Annotated in this window: 17 protein-coding genes; 10 read left to right on the forward strand and 7 right to left on the reverse strand. The window is 63.9% G+C overall.

The window, feature by feature from the left end:
- Positions 1 to 6: 6 nt before the first annotated feature.
- Positions 7 to 1,179 carry a glycogen synthase gene (gene glgA, locus V3587_RS06300; RefSeq protein WP_003945186.1) on the reverse strand — a complete coding sequence of 391 codons (1,173 nt, stop codon included), beginning with the start codon at positions 1,177 to 1,179 and terminating at the stop codon, positions 7 to 9.
- A gap of 132 nt (positions 1,180 to 1,311) precedes the next feature.
- Here glgA and glgC point away from each other — a divergent pair, with 132 nt between their 5' ends.
- Positions 1,312 to 2,526 carry a glucose-1-phosphate adenylyltransferase gene (gene glgC, locus V3587_RS06305; protein WP_003945185.1) on the forward strand — a complete coding sequence of 405 codons (1,215 nt, stop codon included), beginning with the start codon at positions 1,312 to 1,314 and terminating at the stop codon, positions 2,524 to 2,526.
- On the opposite strand, the gene V3587_RS06310 is transcribed toward glgC, so the two are convergent.
- Complete coding sequence (locus V3587_RS06310; RefSeq protein ID WP_007736091.1) at positions 2,523 to 3,158, reverse strand: O-methyltransferase; 636 nt, start codon at positions 3,156 to 3,158, stop codon at positions 2,523 to 2,525. The genes glgC and V3587_RS06310 overlap by 4 nt on opposite strands.
- A gap of 330 nt (positions 3,159 to 3,488) precedes the next feature.
- On the opposite strand from V3587_RS06310, the gene sigE reads away from it, so the two are divergent.
- From sigE to tatB, 4 genes are all read left to right on the forward strand, one after another.
- On the forward strand, positions 3,489 to 4,085 hold the full coding sequence (gene sigE, locus V3587_RS06315; protein ID WP_029255812.1) for an RNA polymerase sigma factor SigE: 597 nt from the start codon (positions 3,489 to 3,491) through the stop codon (positions 4,083 to 4,085).
- 52 nt (positions 4,086 to 4,137) lie between these two features.
- A complete protein-coding gene (locus tag V3587_RS06320) occupies positions 4,138 to 4,497 on the forward strand; it encodes a hypothetical protein (protein WP_003945180.1) in 360 nt (119 codons plus the stop codon).
- A gap of 75 nt (positions 4,498 to 4,572) precedes the next feature.
- Positions 4,573 to 6,051, forward strand: a complete 1,479-nt coding sequence (locus tag V3587_RS06325) for a trypsin-like peptidase domain-containing protein (protein ID WP_283376219.1) — start codon at positions 4,573 to 4,575, stop codon at positions 6,049 to 6,051.
- Between the two features lie 74 nt (positions 6,052 to 6,125).
- The gene (gene tatB / locus V3587_RS06330; RefSeq protein ID WP_003945177.1) at positions 6,126 to 6,518 is read left to right on the forward strand and encodes a Sec-independent protein translocase protein TatB; all 393 of its coding nucleotides are present in this window, start codon (positions 6,126 to 6,128) and stop codon (positions 6,516 to 6,518) included.
- A gap of 64 nt (positions 6,519 to 6,582) precedes the next feature.
- Here the strand turns inward: tatB and V3587_RS06335 are convergent, their stop codons facing one another.
- The 5 genes from V3587_RS06335 to V3587_RS06355 all read right to left on the reverse strand — a co-directional run bounded on the left by V3587_RS06335 (position 6,583) and on the right by V3587_RS06355 (position 12,117).
- Positions 6,583 to 7,719: an Mrp/NBP35 family ATP-binding protein gene (locus V3587_RS06335; RefSeq protein WP_003945178.1), complete on the reverse strand. Its 1,137-nt coding sequence runs from the start codon at positions 7,717 to 7,719 to the stop codon at positions 6,583 to 6,585.
- Between the two features lie 24 nt (positions 7,720 to 7,743).
- The gene (locus tag V3587_RS06340; RefSeq protein ID WP_003945171.1) at positions 7,744 to 8,607 is read right to left on the reverse strand and encodes a lytic transglycosylase domain-containing protein; all 864 of its coding nucleotides are present in this window, start codon (positions 8,605 to 8,607) and stop codon (positions 7,744 to 7,746) included.
- 145 nt (positions 8,608 to 8,752) lie between these two features.
- Positions 8,753 to 10,216 (reverse strand): lytic transglycosylase domain-containing protein, encoded by a 1,464-nt coding sequence (locus tag V3587_RS06345; RefSeq protein ID WP_225320098.1) that lies wholly within the window; start codon positions 10,214 to 10,216, stop codon positions 8,753 to 8,755.
- 75 nt (positions 10,217 to 10,291) lie between these two features.
- Positions 10,292 to 10,834 (reverse strand): DUF1003 domain-containing protein, encoded by a 543-nt coding sequence (locus tag V3587_RS06350; RefSeq protein ID WP_003945067.1) that lies wholly within the window; start codon positions 10,832 to 10,834, stop codon positions 10,292 to 10,294.
- The gene (locus V3587_RS06355) at positions 10,831 to 12,117 is read right to left on the reverse strand and encodes a magnesium transporter MgtE N-terminal domain-containing protein (protein ID WP_003945077.1); all 1,287 of its coding nucleotides are present in this window, start codon (positions 12,115 to 12,117) and stop codon (positions 10,831 to 10,833) included. The genes V3587_RS06350 and V3587_RS06355 overlap by 4 nt, the downstream gene beginning before the upstream one ends.
- A gap of 71 nt (positions 12,118 to 12,188) precedes the next feature.
- On the opposite strand from V3587_RS06355, the gene V3587_RS06360 reads away from it, so the two are divergent.
- The 5 genes from V3587_RS06360 to V3587_RS06380 all read left to right on the forward strand — a co-directional run bounded on the left by V3587_RS06360 (position 12,189) and on the right by V3587_RS06380 (position 17,136).
- Entirely contained in the window at positions 12,189 to 13,151 is a 963-nt protein-coding gene (locus V3587_RS06360) for an HpcH/HpaI aldolase/citrate lyase family protein (protein ID WP_054826602.1), read from the forward strand.
- A gap of 107 nt (positions 13,152 to 13,258) precedes the next feature.
- Positions 13,259 to 13,753, forward strand: a complete 495-nt coding sequence (locus V3587_RS06365) for a general stress protein (RefSeq protein ID WP_003945065.1) — start codon at positions 13,259 to 13,261, stop codon at positions 13,751 to 13,753.
- Positions 13,754 to 14,004: 251 nt separating this feature from the next.
- The gene (locus V3587_RS06370) at positions 14,005 to 15,342 is read left to right on the forward strand and encodes an ABC transporter substrate-binding protein (protein ID WP_037131899.1); all 1,338 of its coding nucleotides are present in this window, start codon (positions 14,005 to 14,007) and stop codon (positions 15,340 to 15,342) included.
- Between the two features lie 80 nt (positions 15,343 to 15,422).
- The gene (locus V3587_RS06375) at positions 15,423 to 16,304 is read left to right on the forward strand and encodes a carbohydrate ABC transporter permease (protein WP_044480569.1); all 882 of its coding nucleotides are present in this window, start codon (positions 15,423 to 15,425) and stop codon (positions 16,302 to 16,304) included.
- 1 nt (position 16,305) lies between these two features.
- On the forward strand, positions 16,306 to 17,136 hold the full coding sequence (locus V3587_RS06380) for a carbohydrate ABC transporter permease (RefSeq protein WP_054828231.1): 831 nt from the start codon (positions 16,306 to 16,308) through the stop codon (positions 17,134 to 17,136).
- The last annotated feature ends 2 nt before the right edge of the window (positions 17,137 to 17,138 follow it).

Here is a 17,138-nt window from a genome sequence, read left to right on the forward strand (position 1 = left end):
CGCGGATCAGCGTCTCGTGACGGCGTCCGCGTAGACCTCGAGCGTCTGCTTGGCGATTTCGGCCCAGGAGAACTCGTCGATCGCACGGATCCTGCCCGCACGACCCATCGCGTCGGCGCCTTCTCGGTCGGCGACAACGGCATTGACGGTGGCCGCGAGCGATTCCTCGAATGCGTTCGGCTCGTAGGCGTTGTAGTGCACGAGTCGACCGGTGACGCCGTCGGCGACCACCTCGGGGATGCCGCCGACGTCGGAAGCGACCACGGCGGTCTCACACGCCATGGCTTCGAGATTGACGATCCCGAGGGGTTCGTACACCGAAGGGCAGACGAATACCGTTGCTGCCGAAAGTATTTCCCTGATCTGCTCGGTCGGGAGCATCTCGCGCACCCAGTAGACATTGCCCCGGTGCCGGGCGAGTTCGGCCACCGCCTTCTCCGTCTCGGCGGCGATCTCCGGCGTATCGGGAGCGCCGGCGCACAGCACGAGCTGAATCTCCGGGTCGAAGTGGTGGGCTGCCGCGACGAGGTGCCCGACGCCCTTCTGCCTCGTGATGCGTCCGACAAAGGCCACGATGGGTTTCGCCGGGTCGACGCCGATCGACGCGAGTGCGGACTGTGCTCCCGGCGCAGATCCCCCGGGATGCCATACCTCGGTGTCGATTCCGTTGCGCACTACGTGAACGCGACTCGGATCGACAGCGGGATACGCGTCGAGGACGTCGAGTCGCATACCGGAACTGACGGCGATGATCGCGTCTGCGTGCTCGACGGCGTTGCGTTCGGACCACGACGAGATCCGATAGCCGCCGCCTAGCTGTTCGGCCTTCCACGGGCGTCTGGGCTCGAGTGAGTGCGCGGTGAGGATGTGCGGCACGTCGTAGAGAGCCGACGCGAGATGCCCGGCCAGTCCGGTGTACCAGGTGTGGGAGTGGACGATGTCGACACCGGCCGCGGCGTCCGCCATGCGCAGTTCGGTGGAGAGCGTCGTCAGGGCCGGGTTGGATCCGGCGAGAGCGGGGTCGGGAGAGTGGACGATCGCGCCTTCGCGCGGGGCGCCCATGCAGTGCACGTCGACCTCGCACAGCCGTTTCATCTGAGCGACGAGCTCGGTTACGTGTACTCCTGCACCGCCGTAGATCTCCGGCGGGTATTCCTTGGTCATCATCGCGACTCGCACGCGCTAAACCTAACCGCCCGTGGTCGATCCGGCTACCGATCACGTTATCCCCGACCGTTCGGAGGGGGACACGATCGGACCTCTCGGACTGCTTCGCTAGCGGGAGTTCACCAGTGCGGATAGGTTAGCGGTGTGAGAAGCCAGCCGCATGTGCTTGGAATCGTGCTCGCCGGGGGCGAGGGCAAACGCTTGTATCCGCTGACCGCGGACAGAGCGAAGCCCGCAGTGCCCTTCGGAGGTGCATATCGACTTATCGACTTCGTGTTGAGCAACCTTGTCAACGCGGGATATCTGCGTATTTGTGTGTTGACGCAATACAAGTCACATTCACTCGACCGCCACATTTCGCAGACGTGGCGATTGTCCGGGTTCGCGGGTGAGTACATCACCCCGGTCCCGGCCCAGCAGCGGCTCGGGCCGCGCTGGTACACCGGCAGTGCCGACGCAATCCTGCAGTCGCTCAATCTCGTTTACGACGAGGACCCCGAGTACATCGTGGTTTTCGGTGCCGACCACGTGTACCGGATGGATCCGGAACAGATGGTTCAGCACCACATCGAATCCGGGGCAGGCGTGACGGTCGCGGGTATTCGTGTACCGCGAAGTGAGGCTTTTGCTTTCGGCTGCATCGACAGTGACGAGTCCGGACGCATCACCCAGTTCCTGGAAAAGCCCGCCCATCCTCCCGGGACACCGGACGACCCCAATTCGACGTTCGCGTCCATGGGTAACTATGTGTTCACCACCAAGGTACTCGTGGACGCCATCCGCGCTGATTCAGAGAATTCCGATTCCGATCACGACATGGGCGGAGACATCATTCCCGCCTTGGTCGCCGCGGGTGAGGCGTCGGTCTACGACTTCAAGGACAACGTCGTTCCCGGCGCCACCGATCGAGACCGCGGTTACTGGCGTGACGTCGGTACCCTCGACGCCTTCTACGACGCTCACATGGACCTGGTGTCGGTGCACCCGATCTTCAATCTCTACAACCGTCGCTGGCCCATCCGCGGCGCCACCGAGAATCTCGCGCCCGCAAAGTTCGTGAAGGGCGGACTCGCGCAGGAATCGGTGGTCGGTGCTGGGTCGATCCTGTCCGCGGCGACCGTGCGCAATTCGGTACTCAGTTCCAACGTGATGATCGAGGACGGTGCGACCGTCGAGGGCAGCGTGCTGATGCCGGGTGTGCGCATCGGCAAGGGTGCCGTCGTACGGCGAGCGATCCTCGACAAGAACGTCGTCGTCGGTGACGGCGAAATCATCGGCGTCGATCTCGAACGTGACCGCGAACGATTTGCCGTCAGTCAGGGTGGCGTCGTCGCCATCGGTAAGGGCGTCTGGATCTAGAGCTTGCTCGCGCAGAGGAGGCCGTCACCGAGGGGGAGGAGGACTCGAATGAGTCGCTCGTCCTCGGTCACGGCCTTTGCCGCTTCTCGGACCGCAACCGTTGTCGCGTCGCGTGCGGAGCTGTCGGCAACGCGGCCGTCGGCCAGGGCGTTGTGCAGAACGATGACACCGCCGGAGCGCAGCAGGCGGACACCTTCGCGGACGTAGTGCGGGTGGTCGATCGCGGCGCAGTCGACGAACACCAGGTCGTAGCCGCCGTCCGCGAGCCGGGGAAGCACGTCGAGAGCCCGTCCGTTGATGAGGCGAGTGCGTGCCGGAGCGATTCCGCTTTCGCGGAAGGTCAGCTTGGCTGCTCGTTGATGTTCGGGTTCGCTGTCGATCGTGGTCAGGACGCCGTCGTCGCGCATGCCGTGCAGAAGCCACAGGCTGCTCACGCCGGCTCCGGTACCTACCTCGACGGCCGTCTTCGCGTCGAGCATCCTCGCGAACATCGCGAGGGTCGCGCCGACGGCGGGCGTCACCGGATGGGCTCCGAGATCCAGCGCTCGATCTCGCGCCGCGGTCAAAATCTCGTCCTCGGAAACTACGTCCTCGACGTGGCGGAGTATCTGTTCGGCGTGGGTCACGCTCATGAGGTTATCGGGCGGTTCGGATTGTCGCTGCAAGGCGCGCAGTCACCAGGATTCTCAGGAATCCCTCAGGCTCCTCATATGGCGTGCACACCGCGATGAGAAAAGGTGTATACATCGCCGGATCGAAGATCGCACGGCGGTATCGATTTCTACCAAGTTGGTCTTTCGCAGCTCGGTGATCGGGAACAAATCACAGCAACGGCTGGTTCTCCCGAATATCGCGCATCACGTGATTCGGACAACGCGGTGATCGAACTACGCGATCCCGAGCAGGAGGATCAACTTATTTACCAGGTCAACGACGAGCCTCGCCCTCGAGAGTCGGAAGTTTTGACGACGGAATCGGCTGTGGATTCCGAATTGATCGGCACTGCTGTGTTCGATGCAACTGGTGAGAAGTCCTCCATGCCGTCTTGGGACGAACTCGTGCGTCAGCACGGTGACCGGGTGTACCGCCTGGCCTACCGGTTGTCAGGCGATGCCCAGGACGCCGAGGACTTGACGCAGGACACCTTCATCCGGGTGTTCCGCTCGCTCTCCGATTATCAGCCCGGAACTTTCGAGGGCTGGTTGCACCGCATCACCACAAACCTGTTCCTCGACATGGTTCGCCGACGCAATCGCATCCGTATGGAAGCGCTGCCCGAGGACTACGACCGCGTTCCCTCGCCCGGTCCGGACCCCGAGCAGATCTACCACGACGCGCGCCTCGACGCAGGTCTGCAGGCCGCACTGGACTCACTCGCACCTGAATTTCGTGCCGCTGTCGTGCTCTGTGACATCGAAGGTCTGTCGTACGAGGAAATCGGTGCCACACTGGGAGTGAAGCTCGGAACGGTTCGTAGCCGTATCCATCGTGGGCGACAGGCGATTCGTGATCATCTGGCAGCGCAGCGCGCAGCCGAATCCGAACTCGTCGGTTTCTGACGGTCGGGTTCGAGCTACAGAGCGGGACGTGGTCAATCACCTGGAGGGACGAATGACGGAGGCGCGGGCACATCGCCAGTTCGGTTCGACCGAACATCTGGCCAGCGAGGCAATCGCTGCCTACGTCGACGGAGAACTCCGAATGCAGGCCTACTTGCGGGCCTCGCATCACATCTCGATCTGTGCCGAGTGCGCTGCGGCCGTCGATGCTCAGCAGCAGGCACGTGGTGCGCTGCGTCGAAGCGGCGAGATGACGATGCCGTTGTCCCTGGTGGGACTTCTCAGCCAGATTCCTTCGTGCAACAGTCCGACTACCGGGCCGAATTCGGAAAACGCCGACAGTTCCGTCGGTAATCAACCCGCCGGCTTCTCCACCATCAGCAAGAGGTTGTCCCGTCGCTGGCGCAAATGACGCCGCGCGCCAGCTTCCCGGCGCGGATCAGTGATACTGGACCATGTGACTGACGGAAAAAGGGGGCACTCCGGAGTGAGTTCGGATTCTTCGGCAAACGGTTCGGTGGACAGACCGGCAGATGCGCCGGTTCTCGACCCCCGTCCGGTCTATCGACCCCAGATCGATCCGGCCTCGCGCCAGGTGTTCGGTCGGCCGAGTGGAGTCGAGGGCTCGTTCACTCCGGTGGCCGCGCGATCGACTCCGTCCTCCGATGTCGTGATCGGGACTCCGGACCCGGTTCTGGCCGAAGCGTTCGGTCGACCCGCAGACGCCACCGAGTCGATCGGTCGCGATCCCGATGCGACGTCGAACAACACGCCCGACGAAGAAACGCCGCGTGATCCGTGGCGTGATCCTGAATCCGCCGTCTCGCTGGGCAAGCCCGCAGAGTCCGAGGCGCCGGTGCAGTTGCCTCCCGCCCAGAAACTCGACGTGCGTGAGCTGTTGTTCGGTCGCAAGGTCGCCCCCTCGGCACTGGCCGCGCTTGCGGGCATGGCGCTTGTCATCGCTCTCGTCGGTGGATTGCTTGCCACTGTCATCACTGCCGATCGCAGTTCACTCACCAGCTCACGTGTCACGCTCGTTCAATCCGGCGGTGGGGAACAGCCGGAGTCTCAGGTGGCGAAAGTCGCCGACGCGGTACTGCCATCCGTGGTGTCGATTCAGGTCGCCGTCGGCGACCAGGGCAGCACGGGTTCCGGTGTGGTCATCGACGGCGCCGGATACATCGTCACCAACAACCACGTGATCTCCTCGGCCGTTCCGCCCGCTCAGGACGCGAAGATCCAGGTGATCTTCTCCGACGGAACCAAGACCGACGCCCAGATCGTCGGACGGGACGTCAAGACAGACCTCGCAGTGCTCAAGGTGTCGGCGAACAATCTGACGGTCGCTCAGCTCGGAAAATCCGAGGATGTTCAGGTGGGCGACGACGTCGTCGCCGTCGGCTCACCGCTCGGATTGAGCAAGACCGTCACCCGCGGAATCGTCAGTGCACTGAACCGGCCTCTGCGGTTGTCGGGTGAAGGCACCGACACCAACGCCGTCATCGACGCCGTCCAGACCGACGCGGCGATCAACCACGGCAACTCCGGTGGTGCGCTCGTCGACGACGAAGCCCGCGTCATCGGCATCAACACCGCAATGCTCAGTGAGTCCGGCGGTTCGGTCGGGCTCGGCTTTGCGATTCCGATCGACACGGTGACCGAGGTGGCGCAGACCATCATCCGTGACGGCAAGGTTCATCACCCCGACATCGGCGTGAATGCACGCACCGCGGTCAACGACGCGACCAGTGGTGCTGCGGTGGCCAACGTGCGCGACGGCAGCCCAGCGCAACGTGCGGGGATCGTCGAGGGTGACGTCATCGTCAAGGTCGGTGACCGACCGGTGACAAGCGCCGACGAATTGGTGGTTGCGGTCAACGCGACGACCGTCGACCAACCCGTCAACGTTCAGTTGATCCGCGACGGACGGCAGGTCGACATTTCGGTCACGCCGGTGTCGGACTGATCGGACCCTGCGATCTTCCTGTGAGGTTGATCCGGACATGCGCGCACCGAGCGAGCACACAGTAGGCTGACCCTGTGTTTGGCAACATCGGTTGGGGCGAGTTCATGATCCTCCTCGTAGCGGCTCTGGTCATCTTGGGACCTGAGCGGCTTCCTGGTGCGGTCTCCTGGGTCACGAAATCCCTGAGGCAGGTGCGCGAATATGCTTCGGGCGCTTCCAATCAGCTCAAGGAAGAACTGGGCACCGATTTCGAGGATCTGCGTAAACCACTCGCAGATCTGAACAAGCTGCGCGGAATGACGCCGCGCGCTGTGATCACCCAACACCTCCTCGACGGCGACGACTCCATCTTCACGGGCAACTTCGACAAGAAGCCGCAGAGCGGAGTGCAGGAGCCGAAGACGCTGTCGAAGGACAAGCCACTCACCGCCGGCGAACGTCCTCCTGTGGACTTCGACGCAACCTAGATTCGACATACGCAAGGGCGCCTGTCACCGATCGGTGACAGGCGCCCTTCCGTATGAGGGGGTTCTACAGGTTGCGAACCGTGTTGATACCGAGCGACATTCCGGCCAGCCCGCGCTGACGGACGGCCAACTTGTCGGCGATGTCCTTGAGTGCGATGGCTGCGGGTGAATCGGGAGCGCTGAGGACGATCGGCGTCCCGGCGTCGCCTGCCTCGCGGACGGACGGATCCAGCGGGATCTGTCCGAGAAGCGGAACCTTGGCGCCGACGGCCTTCGTGAGGCGATCGGAGACGGTCTGCCCGCCGCCTTCGCCGAAGACGTCCATGCGGGTGCCGTCGGGAAGTTCGAGCCACGACATGTTCTCGACGACGCCGGCGACGCGCTGGCGGGTCTGCAGGGCGATGGCGCCCGCTCGCTCGGCGACCTCGGCAGCGGCCTGCTGCGGTGTGGTGACGACCAGGATCTCGGCGCTCGGGATGAGCTGAGCCACCGAGATGGCGATGTCACCGGTGCCTGGCGGCAGATCGAGAAGCAGCACGTCCAGATCGCCCCAGAACACGTCGGCGAGGAACTGCTGGAGCGCGCGGTGAAGCATCGGTCCGCGCCAGACGACAGGAGTGTTGCCCTGGGTGAACTGCGCGATGGAGATCATCTTCACGTCGTGTGCAACCGGCGGCATGATCATGCGCTCGACCTGAGTGGGCTTGGCGTCGGTGCCGAGCATGCGGGGGATCGAGTGGCCGTAGATATCCGCGTCGAGCACGCCGACGGACAGTCCGCGCGCGGCCATTGCTGCCGCGAGATTGACTGTCACGCTGGACTTTCCGACTCCACCCTTGCCGGAGGCTACGGCGTAGACGCGGGTGAGTGAACCCGGCTGGGCGAACGGGATGACGGGTTCGGCGGAATCGCCGCGAAGCGACTTGCGGAGCTCGGTCCGCTGGGCGTCGTCCATGACGTCGAGTTCGACGCGAATCGCACCGACCCCGGCGACGTCGGCGACGGCCTTGGTGACGCGTTCGGTGATCTCGGTGCGCATCGGGCAGCCGGCGGTCGTGAGATAGATGCCGATGTCGACGCTGTTGTCACTGGAGAGGGAGATCCCCTTGACCATCCCCAGTTCGGTGATGGGTTTGCGGATCTCTGGGTCCAGAACTCGCGCGAGCGCGGAGCGAACGTCGGACTCGGTCAGTACAGACATGACTCCATGGTAAGTCCAGGTAGGTCAGTGGATGCGCGGCAGGTCCGATGCGGCGGGCACGATGCCGGTGGAGTACCCGAGCGACCAGGCCAGAACGTTGGCGACGTAGGCGGCCGAGTTGTTGTAGCGGTGGATCGCGGAGGCAACCTGGGTGACGTCCTGCATGTTGAGTCCGCCGTCGCACAGGTACTTGCCGGTGGTCAGTGCGGAGTCGAAAAGGTTCTGCGGGTCGGCGATTCCGTCACCGTTGCCGTCACCGGCGTATTGGTTCCACGTGGACGGGATGAACTGCATCGGGCCGACTGCGCGGTCGTAGACGGTGTCGCCGTCGAGGGCGCCGCCGTCGGTGTCCATGATGACGGCCTGGCCGGGGAGGCTGCCGTTGAGTGGCAGGCCGATCACGGGCTTGTAGAGGTTGCCGTTCGCGTCGGCGTCCTTGCCGTCGTTGGCGTGGCCGGATTCGACGCGGCCGATACCGGCGAGGAGCGTCCAGTGCATGTTGCAGTTGGGCTTCTCGACGGCGAGGATCCGCTCGGCGTTCTGGTAGGCGGCGACGCTCACGCTCGGGATTCCGAGTGCTCCCTCGGCCATGGACGCGGGGAGCGGGGGAGTGGCCTGCACGGGAGCCAGCGGCGCGGGTTCCGGCGCGGGGGCGGGAGCCGGCTCGGCGATTGCTTCGACGGCGGGCAGAATCTGCGCCTGCGGTTCCTGCGTGGCTTGTGCGGCGGTGTCCACCGTTTCGGCGGAGCTGGTGTTGAAGAACGGGACCTTGGGAGCGGCGCCGGCCGTGTTGGCTGCGGTGACGAGTCCGATAGGGATGAGTCCGGTGAGCGCGATGACCGAATTTCGACGGATGTGCGAATCTGTCTTCTTGCTGTGCCGACCCACTGTGTATGCCTCCTGAACCTCCGCGAGGAGGTTTTCCGTTCAACTGACGGAGTCGAGGCTACCTGATTTGTTGCGTTTCCGTTATTCAACCGTGATCTAGAAGGGCAGTTTGGGGCATATGCACTGTTCTTTCGTGATTTTTCGGTTACAGAGCGGGCATGCCGGGCAGGCCCGGGAAGAACGGAACGAATGCCGGAGCCGGGGCCGGAGCGGGCTCCGGTGCGGGTGCGGGTGCCGGTGCGGGCTCCGGAGAGGGGGCGGCGGGTGGAGAGGATTCCGCGGGAGCCGCGTCGGTGGTGGCGGGTGCCGTGGCGGCCACTGCCATGCCCGGGATCGTGCACGGCAGAAGGATGCCGTCCTGCAAGGCGTCGAGGGCTGCGGGGTCCGGAAGGATCACACACATGTCGTCGGGCCAGCGCCATCCCTCGGCCGTCAGAATCGGCCACACGAGACCCCGCGAGGTGAGGACGGGGAGCGGGATGATCGGACCGGGAGCTGCGTTCCGGGCGGCGTTGGGTCCCGGAGCGGGGCTGGTCGGCATGACGCCCGGCGGGATCAGTGCCTGGATCTCGGGTGAGAGTGCAGGCATGTCCGGCAGACCCGGGAAGAGGGGAGTGGTGGTCGGGGTCGGCGTCGTCGACGCTGATTCCTTGTCGCCGGCCGCCGGATCGGTAGCCGCAGCCGCGGCGAGTACGGCCGAAGCGGCGGAGTCTGCCGAGGCGGCGGCGTTGATCGCGGAGCTGCCGGTGTTGATGCCCGAGGTGTACGGCAGCTGACCGGAAGGAATGACACCGTTCTTGTATGCCGTCGACCACATGATCACGTTTGCTGCGTAAGCGGCCGAGTTGTTGTATCGCAGAACAGCTTTGGTCTCCTGGGCGACATCGCGCAGGTTGAGTCCGCCGCTGCAGAGGTACTTCGCTGCCGAGAGTGCCGCATCGAAGACGTTGTTGGGGTCCTTGATTCCGTCCCCGTTGCCGTCGCTGGCATATCCGGCCCAGGTGGCCGGAATGAACTGCATCGGCCCGACGGCGCGGTCGTGAGTGGGGTCGCCGTCGATTGCGCCCTTGTCGGTGTCCCGAATGACCTCGTTGCCTGCCAGCCGTCCGTCGAGGACGGGGCCGAGGATCGGGGTGACCGTCGTACCCACCGAGGTCGTCTTGCCGCCGTTGGCGTGACCGGATTCGATGCGTCCGATGCCGGCCAGAAGATGCCAGGGGATTCCGCATCCCGGTGCCTCGGTCATCATCACCAGCTCCGCGGAGCGGTACGCGTTCAGGACGATCTCGGGGATGCCCAGAGAGGTGAGGACGACGGCCGCAGCGTTGGGCGCTGCCGGGGCGCCGGCGACCGTATCGCTGGGCGGGGCAGATCTTTGCGTTCGGACCGTGCGGGGCGTCGGGAGGAAGTCGACAGAGTCCGGCTGCGCAATCGAGGCGGAGCCCGCCAGTGCGATCGGAACCTGTGACCCTCCGGTCGGTGCGCTTCCGGCAGTGAGGGCCGCTGGACCTGTTACGACGAGCAGTCCCCCCACCAGTGTGGATGCTGCAATCATTCCGCGTACTCGCACGATTCCCCTTTGCTGGCGCTCCCGCTCCGGAGTACCCACCGTGATATCCATATTGCTGTGACTTACGTTACATATCGGTCACGGTGCGTGCAGCAAAACTCAGCGAACGCTCAGCTAGTTGTGACTTTGTTTCGCAGTATTCGAGTCACGGTGCTTCTTCTTCGGGGTCGGTTCGCCGTCGGCAGCAAGGATCGACTTGATCTCCTCGAGCTCCCGTCGCAGGTAGTCGCGGGTGGCAACCTCGCCGACGGCGATACGCAGAGCTGCGAGTTCTCGGGCGAGGAATTCGGTATCCGCCTTGGTTTGCTCGGCGCGTGAGCGGTCCTCCTCGAGCGAGACCCGGTCGCGGTTCTCCTGACGGTTCTGGGCCAGCAGGATAAGCGGCGCCGCGTAGGCGGCCTGGGTGGAGAAGGCCAGGTTGAGCAGGATGAACGGGTACGGGTCCCACTGCAGGGCCACCGCGAACACGTTGATCAGGATCCAGACGATCACGATGATCGTCTGGATTGCGAGATAACGCCCGGTGCCGAGGAAGCGGGCGATGCGTTCACTGACGCGCCCGACAGCTTCGACGTCGAAATCGAGATTGAACCGGCGGCTTCCGCGGGGCGTTTCCAGTCGTTGCCGTGCGGTCGTGCTCGACGCCCGTTCGCTCATCGGAGTAGTTCCTCGTCGTCGGAGTAATCCTCACGCCAGTCTTCCGGCAGGAGGTGATCGAGCACGTCGTCGACCGTCACGGCCCCGATCAGGTGGTTCTCGTCGTCCACGACCGGCCCGCATACCAAGTTGTACGTCGCGAAATATCGGGTGACCGACGCCAACGAGTCGTCCGGGGCCAACCGGGGCATGTCGGTGTCGAGTAGTCCGCCTACCAGGCTGGCGGGAGGCTCGCGGAGAAGCTTCTGCAAGTGGACGCAGCCGAGATACCGCCCGGTCGGAGTCGCCGTCGGCGGACGTACGACGAAGACCATGCTCGACAGCGCCGGGGTCACGTCGTAGTTGCGGGCGCGGGCAAGGGCCTCCGCGACCGTCGTCGAGGCCGTCAGTACCACCGGTTCGGGCGTCATCAGACCACCGGCAGTGTCCGGGGAATGCTCGAGCAGGCGTCGAACAGGTTCGGAATCCTGCGGGTCCATCAACTGAAGCAGTGACTCGGCCTCGGTTTCGGGCAGCTCGCCCAACAGGTCGGCGGCGTCGTCGGGATCCATCGCTTCGAGTAGATCGGCGGCGCGTTCGACTTCCAGGTGCATCAGCAGATCGGTCTGGTCGTCCGCCGGCAGTTCCTGCACGACGTCGGCGAGGCGTTCGTCGTCGAGCGCCACGGCCAGTTCGTGGCGGCGCTTCTCCGGCAGTTCGCGCATGGCGTTGGCCACATCGGCGGGTCGCATGCCTTCGTACTGGAGAAGCAGGTGAGCTACGCCCTGGCCGGGGAGTGAGAGATCGCTCTGGGTGAGGCCGGCGACGTGCTGCCAGTCGACGATGTGAATCGCCGCGCGTCGACCGAGGCGTCCGCGATGGCCGCGAACCGCGACCTTGGAGACCACCCAGTCTCGCGTCCGCGTCGATTCGATTCCGAGATCGACGACTATCGTGTCGACGCCGTGAAGCTCCTCGAGTTCCGGGTCGTCCACGCGCACATGCGAATCGAGTACCTGCGCCAGAGCGAGTACTTCGCCCGGGCGCTGGTTGAAGCGCCGCAGACTGACGTTGCCCGTCGTGAGGGTGACTGCACTCGGTTCGATGGCTGTCACACGCAACATCGGAACGAAAATACGTTTGCGCGTGAACATTTCGATCACCAGACCGAGAACCCGCGGTTGCTGGCGTCCGATACGGACCGTGATGACGACGTCGCGCACACGACCGATCGATTCGCCGTCCGGGCCGAGTACAACCAGGCCGGCAAGCCTGGCTGCAAATACCTTGCCTGCTGCTGCCATGATTGCAAGGCTAATTCGTCCAGCGTCAAAATCTGCAACGGCGCCACCGAAATCGAGAAGGGCAGTCCGCAATGACTTCACGCAACCGTTCCCGTCGATCGGTATTGGCAGTTCCCGGCAGCAGTCGGAAGATGATCGACAAGGCGAAGGGATTGCCCGCCGACGAGATCTTTCTCGACCTCGAAGATGCGGTGGCGCCGCTGGCGAAGCAGGCGGCCAGGGAGTCGATCGGCGACGCGTTGGCCGAGGACGGGTGGGGCAAACAGGTCAAGGTCGTCCGGGTCAACGACTGGACCACCGAATGGACGTATGCCGACGTCGTGGAGGTGGTGGGCCGCGCCGGAGCGCATCTGGACGCCATTCTGCTGCCCAAGGTTCCCGATGCGAGTCACGTCCAGGCGCTCGATTTGTTGTTGACGCAGGTCGAGAAGGCCAACGGTCTCGAGGTCGGCAAGATCGGGATCGAACCGCAGATCGAGAACGCGATCGGCTTGACCAACATCGACGCGATCGCCACCGCGAGTCCCCGCGTCGAGGCGCTCGTGTTCGGCCCGGCCGACTTCATGGCGAGCTTGAACATGCGAACTCTGGTCGTCGGTGAGCAACCGGACGGCTACGACCGCGGTGACGCGTATCACCACATCCTGATGACCATCTTGATGGCCGCGCGGGCGCACGGCGTCCAGGCCATCGACGGGCCGTACCTGCAGATCCGCGACGTCGAGGCTTTCACTCGGTCGGCTGCGCGAACGGCAGCGCTCGGTTTCGACGGCAAGTGGGTTCTGCACCCCACGCAGATCGAGGCGGCCAACGAGGTGTTCAGTCCGCGCCAATCCGATTACGACCGTGCGGAACTCATCTTGGACGCGTACGCGTTCCACACCTCGGCCGCCGGGGGAGGGCGGGGCGCCGTCATGCTCGGCGACGAGATGATCGACGAGGCGAGTCGCAAGATGGCACTGGTGATTTCGGCCAAGGGCCGCGCCGCGGGGATGGCGCGCACGTCGGAATTCACGCCGCCCGAACACGCCTGACGCTCGCATAGCCGAACGAATCAGGTCTGTAAAGGGCACAATAGGGGGTAGATGTACTTGCGTCATCCGCGTGGATGACGTGCCCGAAAAGAGGAGCGCAGCCAGCCATGTCCAATCCGCTCGGTCAATCGTCGAATGGGTCGCGCCGTGGAGCGTTGCCGACACCGCCTTCGGGATGGCCCATCGGGTCGTACCCCACCTACGCCGAGGCGCAGCGCGCAGTCGATTACCTCTCCGATCAGGAATTCCCGGTTCAGGACGTCACGATCGTCGGCGTGAACCTGATGCAGGTCGAGCGAGTTCTCGGTCGGTTGACGTGGGCCAAGGTGATCGGTGGCGGCATCGTCTCCGGTGCTTGGCTCGGTGTCTTCTTCGGCCTGGTGCTCGGAATCGTCACCGGTGGTTTCCTCGCTCCGCTGATCGCGGGCATCGTGGGCGGCATCATCTTCGGTGTCATCTCAACGACGATTCCGTACGCCGCGACGCGTGGGCAGCGGGACTTCGCCTCGACGATGCAGTTGGTCGCCGGACGTTACGACGTACTGTGTGAGCCCAAGACGGCGGAGTCGGCGCGCGACCTGCTCGCCAAGCTCGCCATCTGACATTCTCGCTCGGGCTGCCAACTTGTGTGATCTCGGTTACTTTATGTACACGCGGGCGAGATAGTACTCGCTTCCCGTGACCGTTTGCCGGACAAGGAAATAGGTCCCTTCTCCGGCAAAAGTGCCGATGTGTGGTGCGTCGGCCAGCCGTAACGACTGCGCCGTCTCGCCGCCCGAGGAGGACGGCTGTGCAGAACAAGAGATCGCGGGCGGGGCAGAACGAGAGATCGCGGGCGGGACAGAAGAAGAAATTGCGGGCGGGGCTGCTCGGCGCGGCAACATTGTTGTTGGCGCCCTTGCTCAGTGCGTGCGGATCGGACAATGACGACGGCGTGGTGCTGTCCTTCTACACCGCTGCCGACGGCGCCGAGCAGTATGCGGAGGCCGCCGCCAATTGTTCGGCGGCGTCGAACGGCGCGTACCGGGTCGAGCAGAAAACTCTGCCCAAGGGTGCCGACGACCAGCGACTTCAGTTGGCCCGGCGTCTGACCGGCAATGACAAGTCACTCGATCTGATGACGCTCGACGTGGTGTGGACTGCCGAATTCGCCGAAGCGGGATGGGCATTGCCGCTTCCTGACGACGTGGCGGCCGAGGTCAGCAACGGGACGCTCGAGGGTCCGCTGGAGTCGGCGAAGTGGCAGGACCAGCTCTATGCGGCGCCATTGAACACCAACACCCAATTGCTCTGGTATCGAAAGGATTTGATGCCGGACGGGCAACCACCCCAAACCTGGGATCAGATGATCGACATCTCCGAAGGCCTGGCCGCGGAGGGGCGCCCCAGCTGGATCGGTGTGCAGGGCAAGCAGTACGAAGGATTGATGGTCTGGTTCAACACCCTTCTCGCCAGTGCCGGCGGATCGGTGGTGGGGCCGGACGGAACAACCGTGACGGTGGCCGACGGTGATGCTGCCCAGCAGGCGCTGACCGTCATGAAGCGCGTCGCTACCGCCAAGGGTGCGGATCCCTCGATCTCGCAGGGGGATGAAGCGTCGTCGCGACTGGGTATGGAGAGCGGCAAATCTGCCTTCCAGGTCAACTGGCCGTTCGTGCTGCCCGGCATCATGGAGAATGCCGAGAAGGGCGATCTGCCGTACATCGACGACAAGGGCAACGTCACCAGTGAGAACACCGGAAACACGGTGCTCACGGTGAACGGAGAACGGAATTTCCTTGCCGCTCCGTATCCCTCGGTGATCGAGGGTAAGCCGGCCGAGGTCACGATCGGCGGCTTCAACGTAGCGGTGGCCAAGACCAGCCAGCATCCGGACCTCGCGTTCGAGGCGCTCACCTGTCTGCGTAACGAGGAGAATCAGCGCAACAACGCGGTAGCCGGTGGCGTTCCGCCGACTCTCGAGAGCCTGTACGACGACCCGGCGTTCCAGGAGGCGTACCCGGCGTGGCGTGAGGTTCGCGACAGCCTGGACACCGCTTCGGTTCGTCCGGTTTCTCCTGCCTATCAGAGTATTTCGACGCTCATCACTGCCACGCTGAACCCTGTGGGAAACATCGATCCGGAATCGACCGTGAACGATCTTGCCGAGCAGGTACGCAAGGCAGTCAATTCCGAGGGGCTGATTCCGTGACGATCGACAGCGAAAATTCGGGAGCTGCACCAACAGTCGCGACGGCATCGCCGGAGCCGAAGCACTCCGCGAAGTCGAAGATGTCGGACGGAAAGGCGGCCGAGCGTCGCCTCGGTCTCTGGCTGGTGGCCCCGGCCGCGATTCTCATGATCGCGGTGACCGCATATCCGGTGGTCTACGCCGTTTGGCTGAGTTTGCAGCGCTACGACCTGCGCTTCCCGGATCAACGAAAGTTCGTGTGGTTCGACAACTACGTGTCGGTGCTGACCGACGGTTACTGGTGGCAAGCGTTCGCGGTGACGACGTCGATCACGGTTGTCTCGGTCGTCATCGAGTTCGTTCTCGGACTGACCATCGCACTGGTGATGCACCGAACGATCGTGGGTAAGGGGCTCGTCCGCACCGTTGTGCTCATCCCGTACGGCATCGTCACCGTCGCGGCGGCATACAGCTGGTACTACGCGTGGACGCCGGGGACCGGCTACCTCGCCAATCTCCTGCCCGACGGCAGTGCGCCGCTCACCGACCAGATCCCGTCGCTCGCGATCATCGTCCTTGCCGAGGTCTGGAAGACGACGCCGTTCATGGCGCTGCTCCTGCTCGCCGGCTTGGCGCTCGTGCCCGATGACCTTCTCAAGGCGGCTCAGGTGGACGGCGCCGGCGCGTGGACCCGGTTGGTACGCATCATCCTTCCGCTGATGAAGCCCGCCATCCTCGTCGCTCTGCTGTTCCGCACACTCGACGCATTCCGCATCTTCGACAACATCTACGTGCTCACGAAGGGAGCGAACGACACCGGGTCGGTGTCGATTCTGGGTTACGACAATCTGTTCAAGGCATTCAACTTGGGCATCGGATCCGCGATCAGCGTGTTGATCTTCGTGTGTGTGGCCGTGATCGCGTTCATCTTCATCAAACTTTTCGGTGCTTCGGCTCCCGGATCCGATACGGAAGGACGCTGACATGACCGTGACTCCCAGACTCAAGATCAGCTGGTCCGTCGTCAACCTTCTGGTCTTGCTGTACGCGTTGGTTCCCGTCCTGTGGATTGCGAGCCTGTCCTTCAAGCCCGCCGGAACCATCAAGGACGGCAAGTTCATTCCGGAGAAGTGGACCCTGGACAACTACCGAGGAATCTTCGACACCAGCGCCTTCACCAGTGCTCTGATCAACTCCATCGGCATCGGACTCATCTCGACGGTCATCGCCGTGGTGATCGGAACCATGGCTGCTTACGCGATTGCGCGCCTGGATTTTCCGGGCAAGAAGCTGCTGGTGGCTGTTGCCCTGCTGATCGCGATGTTCCCGCAGATTTCATTGGTGAGCCCGCTGTTCGACATCGAACGACGGCTCGGACTCTTCGACACCTGGGCCGGACTCATCCTGCCGTACATCACCTTTGCGTTGCCGTTGGCGATCTACACGCTCTCGGCGTTCTTCAAAGAGATTCCTTGGGAACTCGAAAAGGCGGCGCAGATGGACGGCGCGACGCCGGGGCAGGCGTTCCGGAAGGTGGTGGCTCCACTGGCCGCGCCCGGCATCGTCACTGCGGGAATCCTGGTGTTCATCTTCTGCTGGAACGACCTGTTGTTCGCGATTTCGCTGACGTCGACCGAACGCTCCATCACCGCCCCCGCGGCCATCGCGAACTTCACCGGCGCTTCACAATTCGAGGAGCCCACCGGGTCGATCGCCGCGGCCGCCATGGTCATCACCATTCCGATCATCGTCTTTGTTCTGTTCTTCCAACGTCGTATCGTGGCCGGGCTTACTTCCGGCGCAGTGAAGGGATAAGC

This window comes from Rhodococcus sp. IEGM 1306, assembly GCF_036541985.1.
Lineage (GTDB): Bacteria > Actinomycetota > Actinomycetes > Mycobacteriales > Mycobacteriaceae > Rhodococcus_F > Rhodococcus_F qingshengii.

What these genes read in the sequence shown, in the direction of transcription:
- V3587_RS06320 (WP_003945180.1), top strand. Translation starts at nt 4,138, where the DNA reads ATGACGGAGGCGCGGGCACATCGCCAGTTCGGTTCGACCGAACATCTG.
- V3587_RS06355 (WP_003945077.1), bottom strand. Translation starts at nt 12,117, where the DNA reads ATGGCAGCAGCAGGCAAGGTATTTGCAGCCAGGCTTGCCGGCCTGGTT.
- V3587_RS06375 (WP_044480569.1), top strand. Translation starts at nt 15,423, where the DNA reads ATGTCGGACGGAAAGGCGGCCGAGCGTCGCCTCGGTCTCTGGCTGGTG.
- V3587_RS06380 (WP_054828231.1), top strand. Translation starts at nt 16,306, where the DNA reads ATGACCGTGACTCCCAGACTCAAGATCAGCTGGTCCGTCGTCAACCTT.
- V3587_RS06365 (WP_003945065.1), top strand. Translation starts at nt 13,259, where the DNA reads ATGTCCAATCCGCTCGGTCAATCGTCGAATGGGTCGCGCCGTGGAGCG.
- V3587_RS06360 (WP_054826602.1), top strand. Translation starts at nt 12,189, where the DNA reads ATGACTTCACGCAACCGTTCCCGTCGATCGGTATTGGCAGTTCCCGGC.
- V3587_RS06335 (WP_003945178.1), bottom strand. Translation starts at nt 7,719, where the DNA reads ATGTCTGTACTGACCGAGTCCGACGTTCGCTCCGCGCTCGCGCGAGTT.
- V3587_RS06350 (WP_003945067.1), bottom strand. Translation starts at nt 10,834, where the DNA reads ATGAGCGAACGGGCGTCGAGCACGACCGCACGGCAACGACTGGAAACG.
- V3587_RS06310 (WP_007736091.1), bottom strand. Translation starts at nt 3,158, where the DNA reads ATGAGCGTGACCCACGCCGAACAGATACTCCGCCACGTCGAGGACGTA.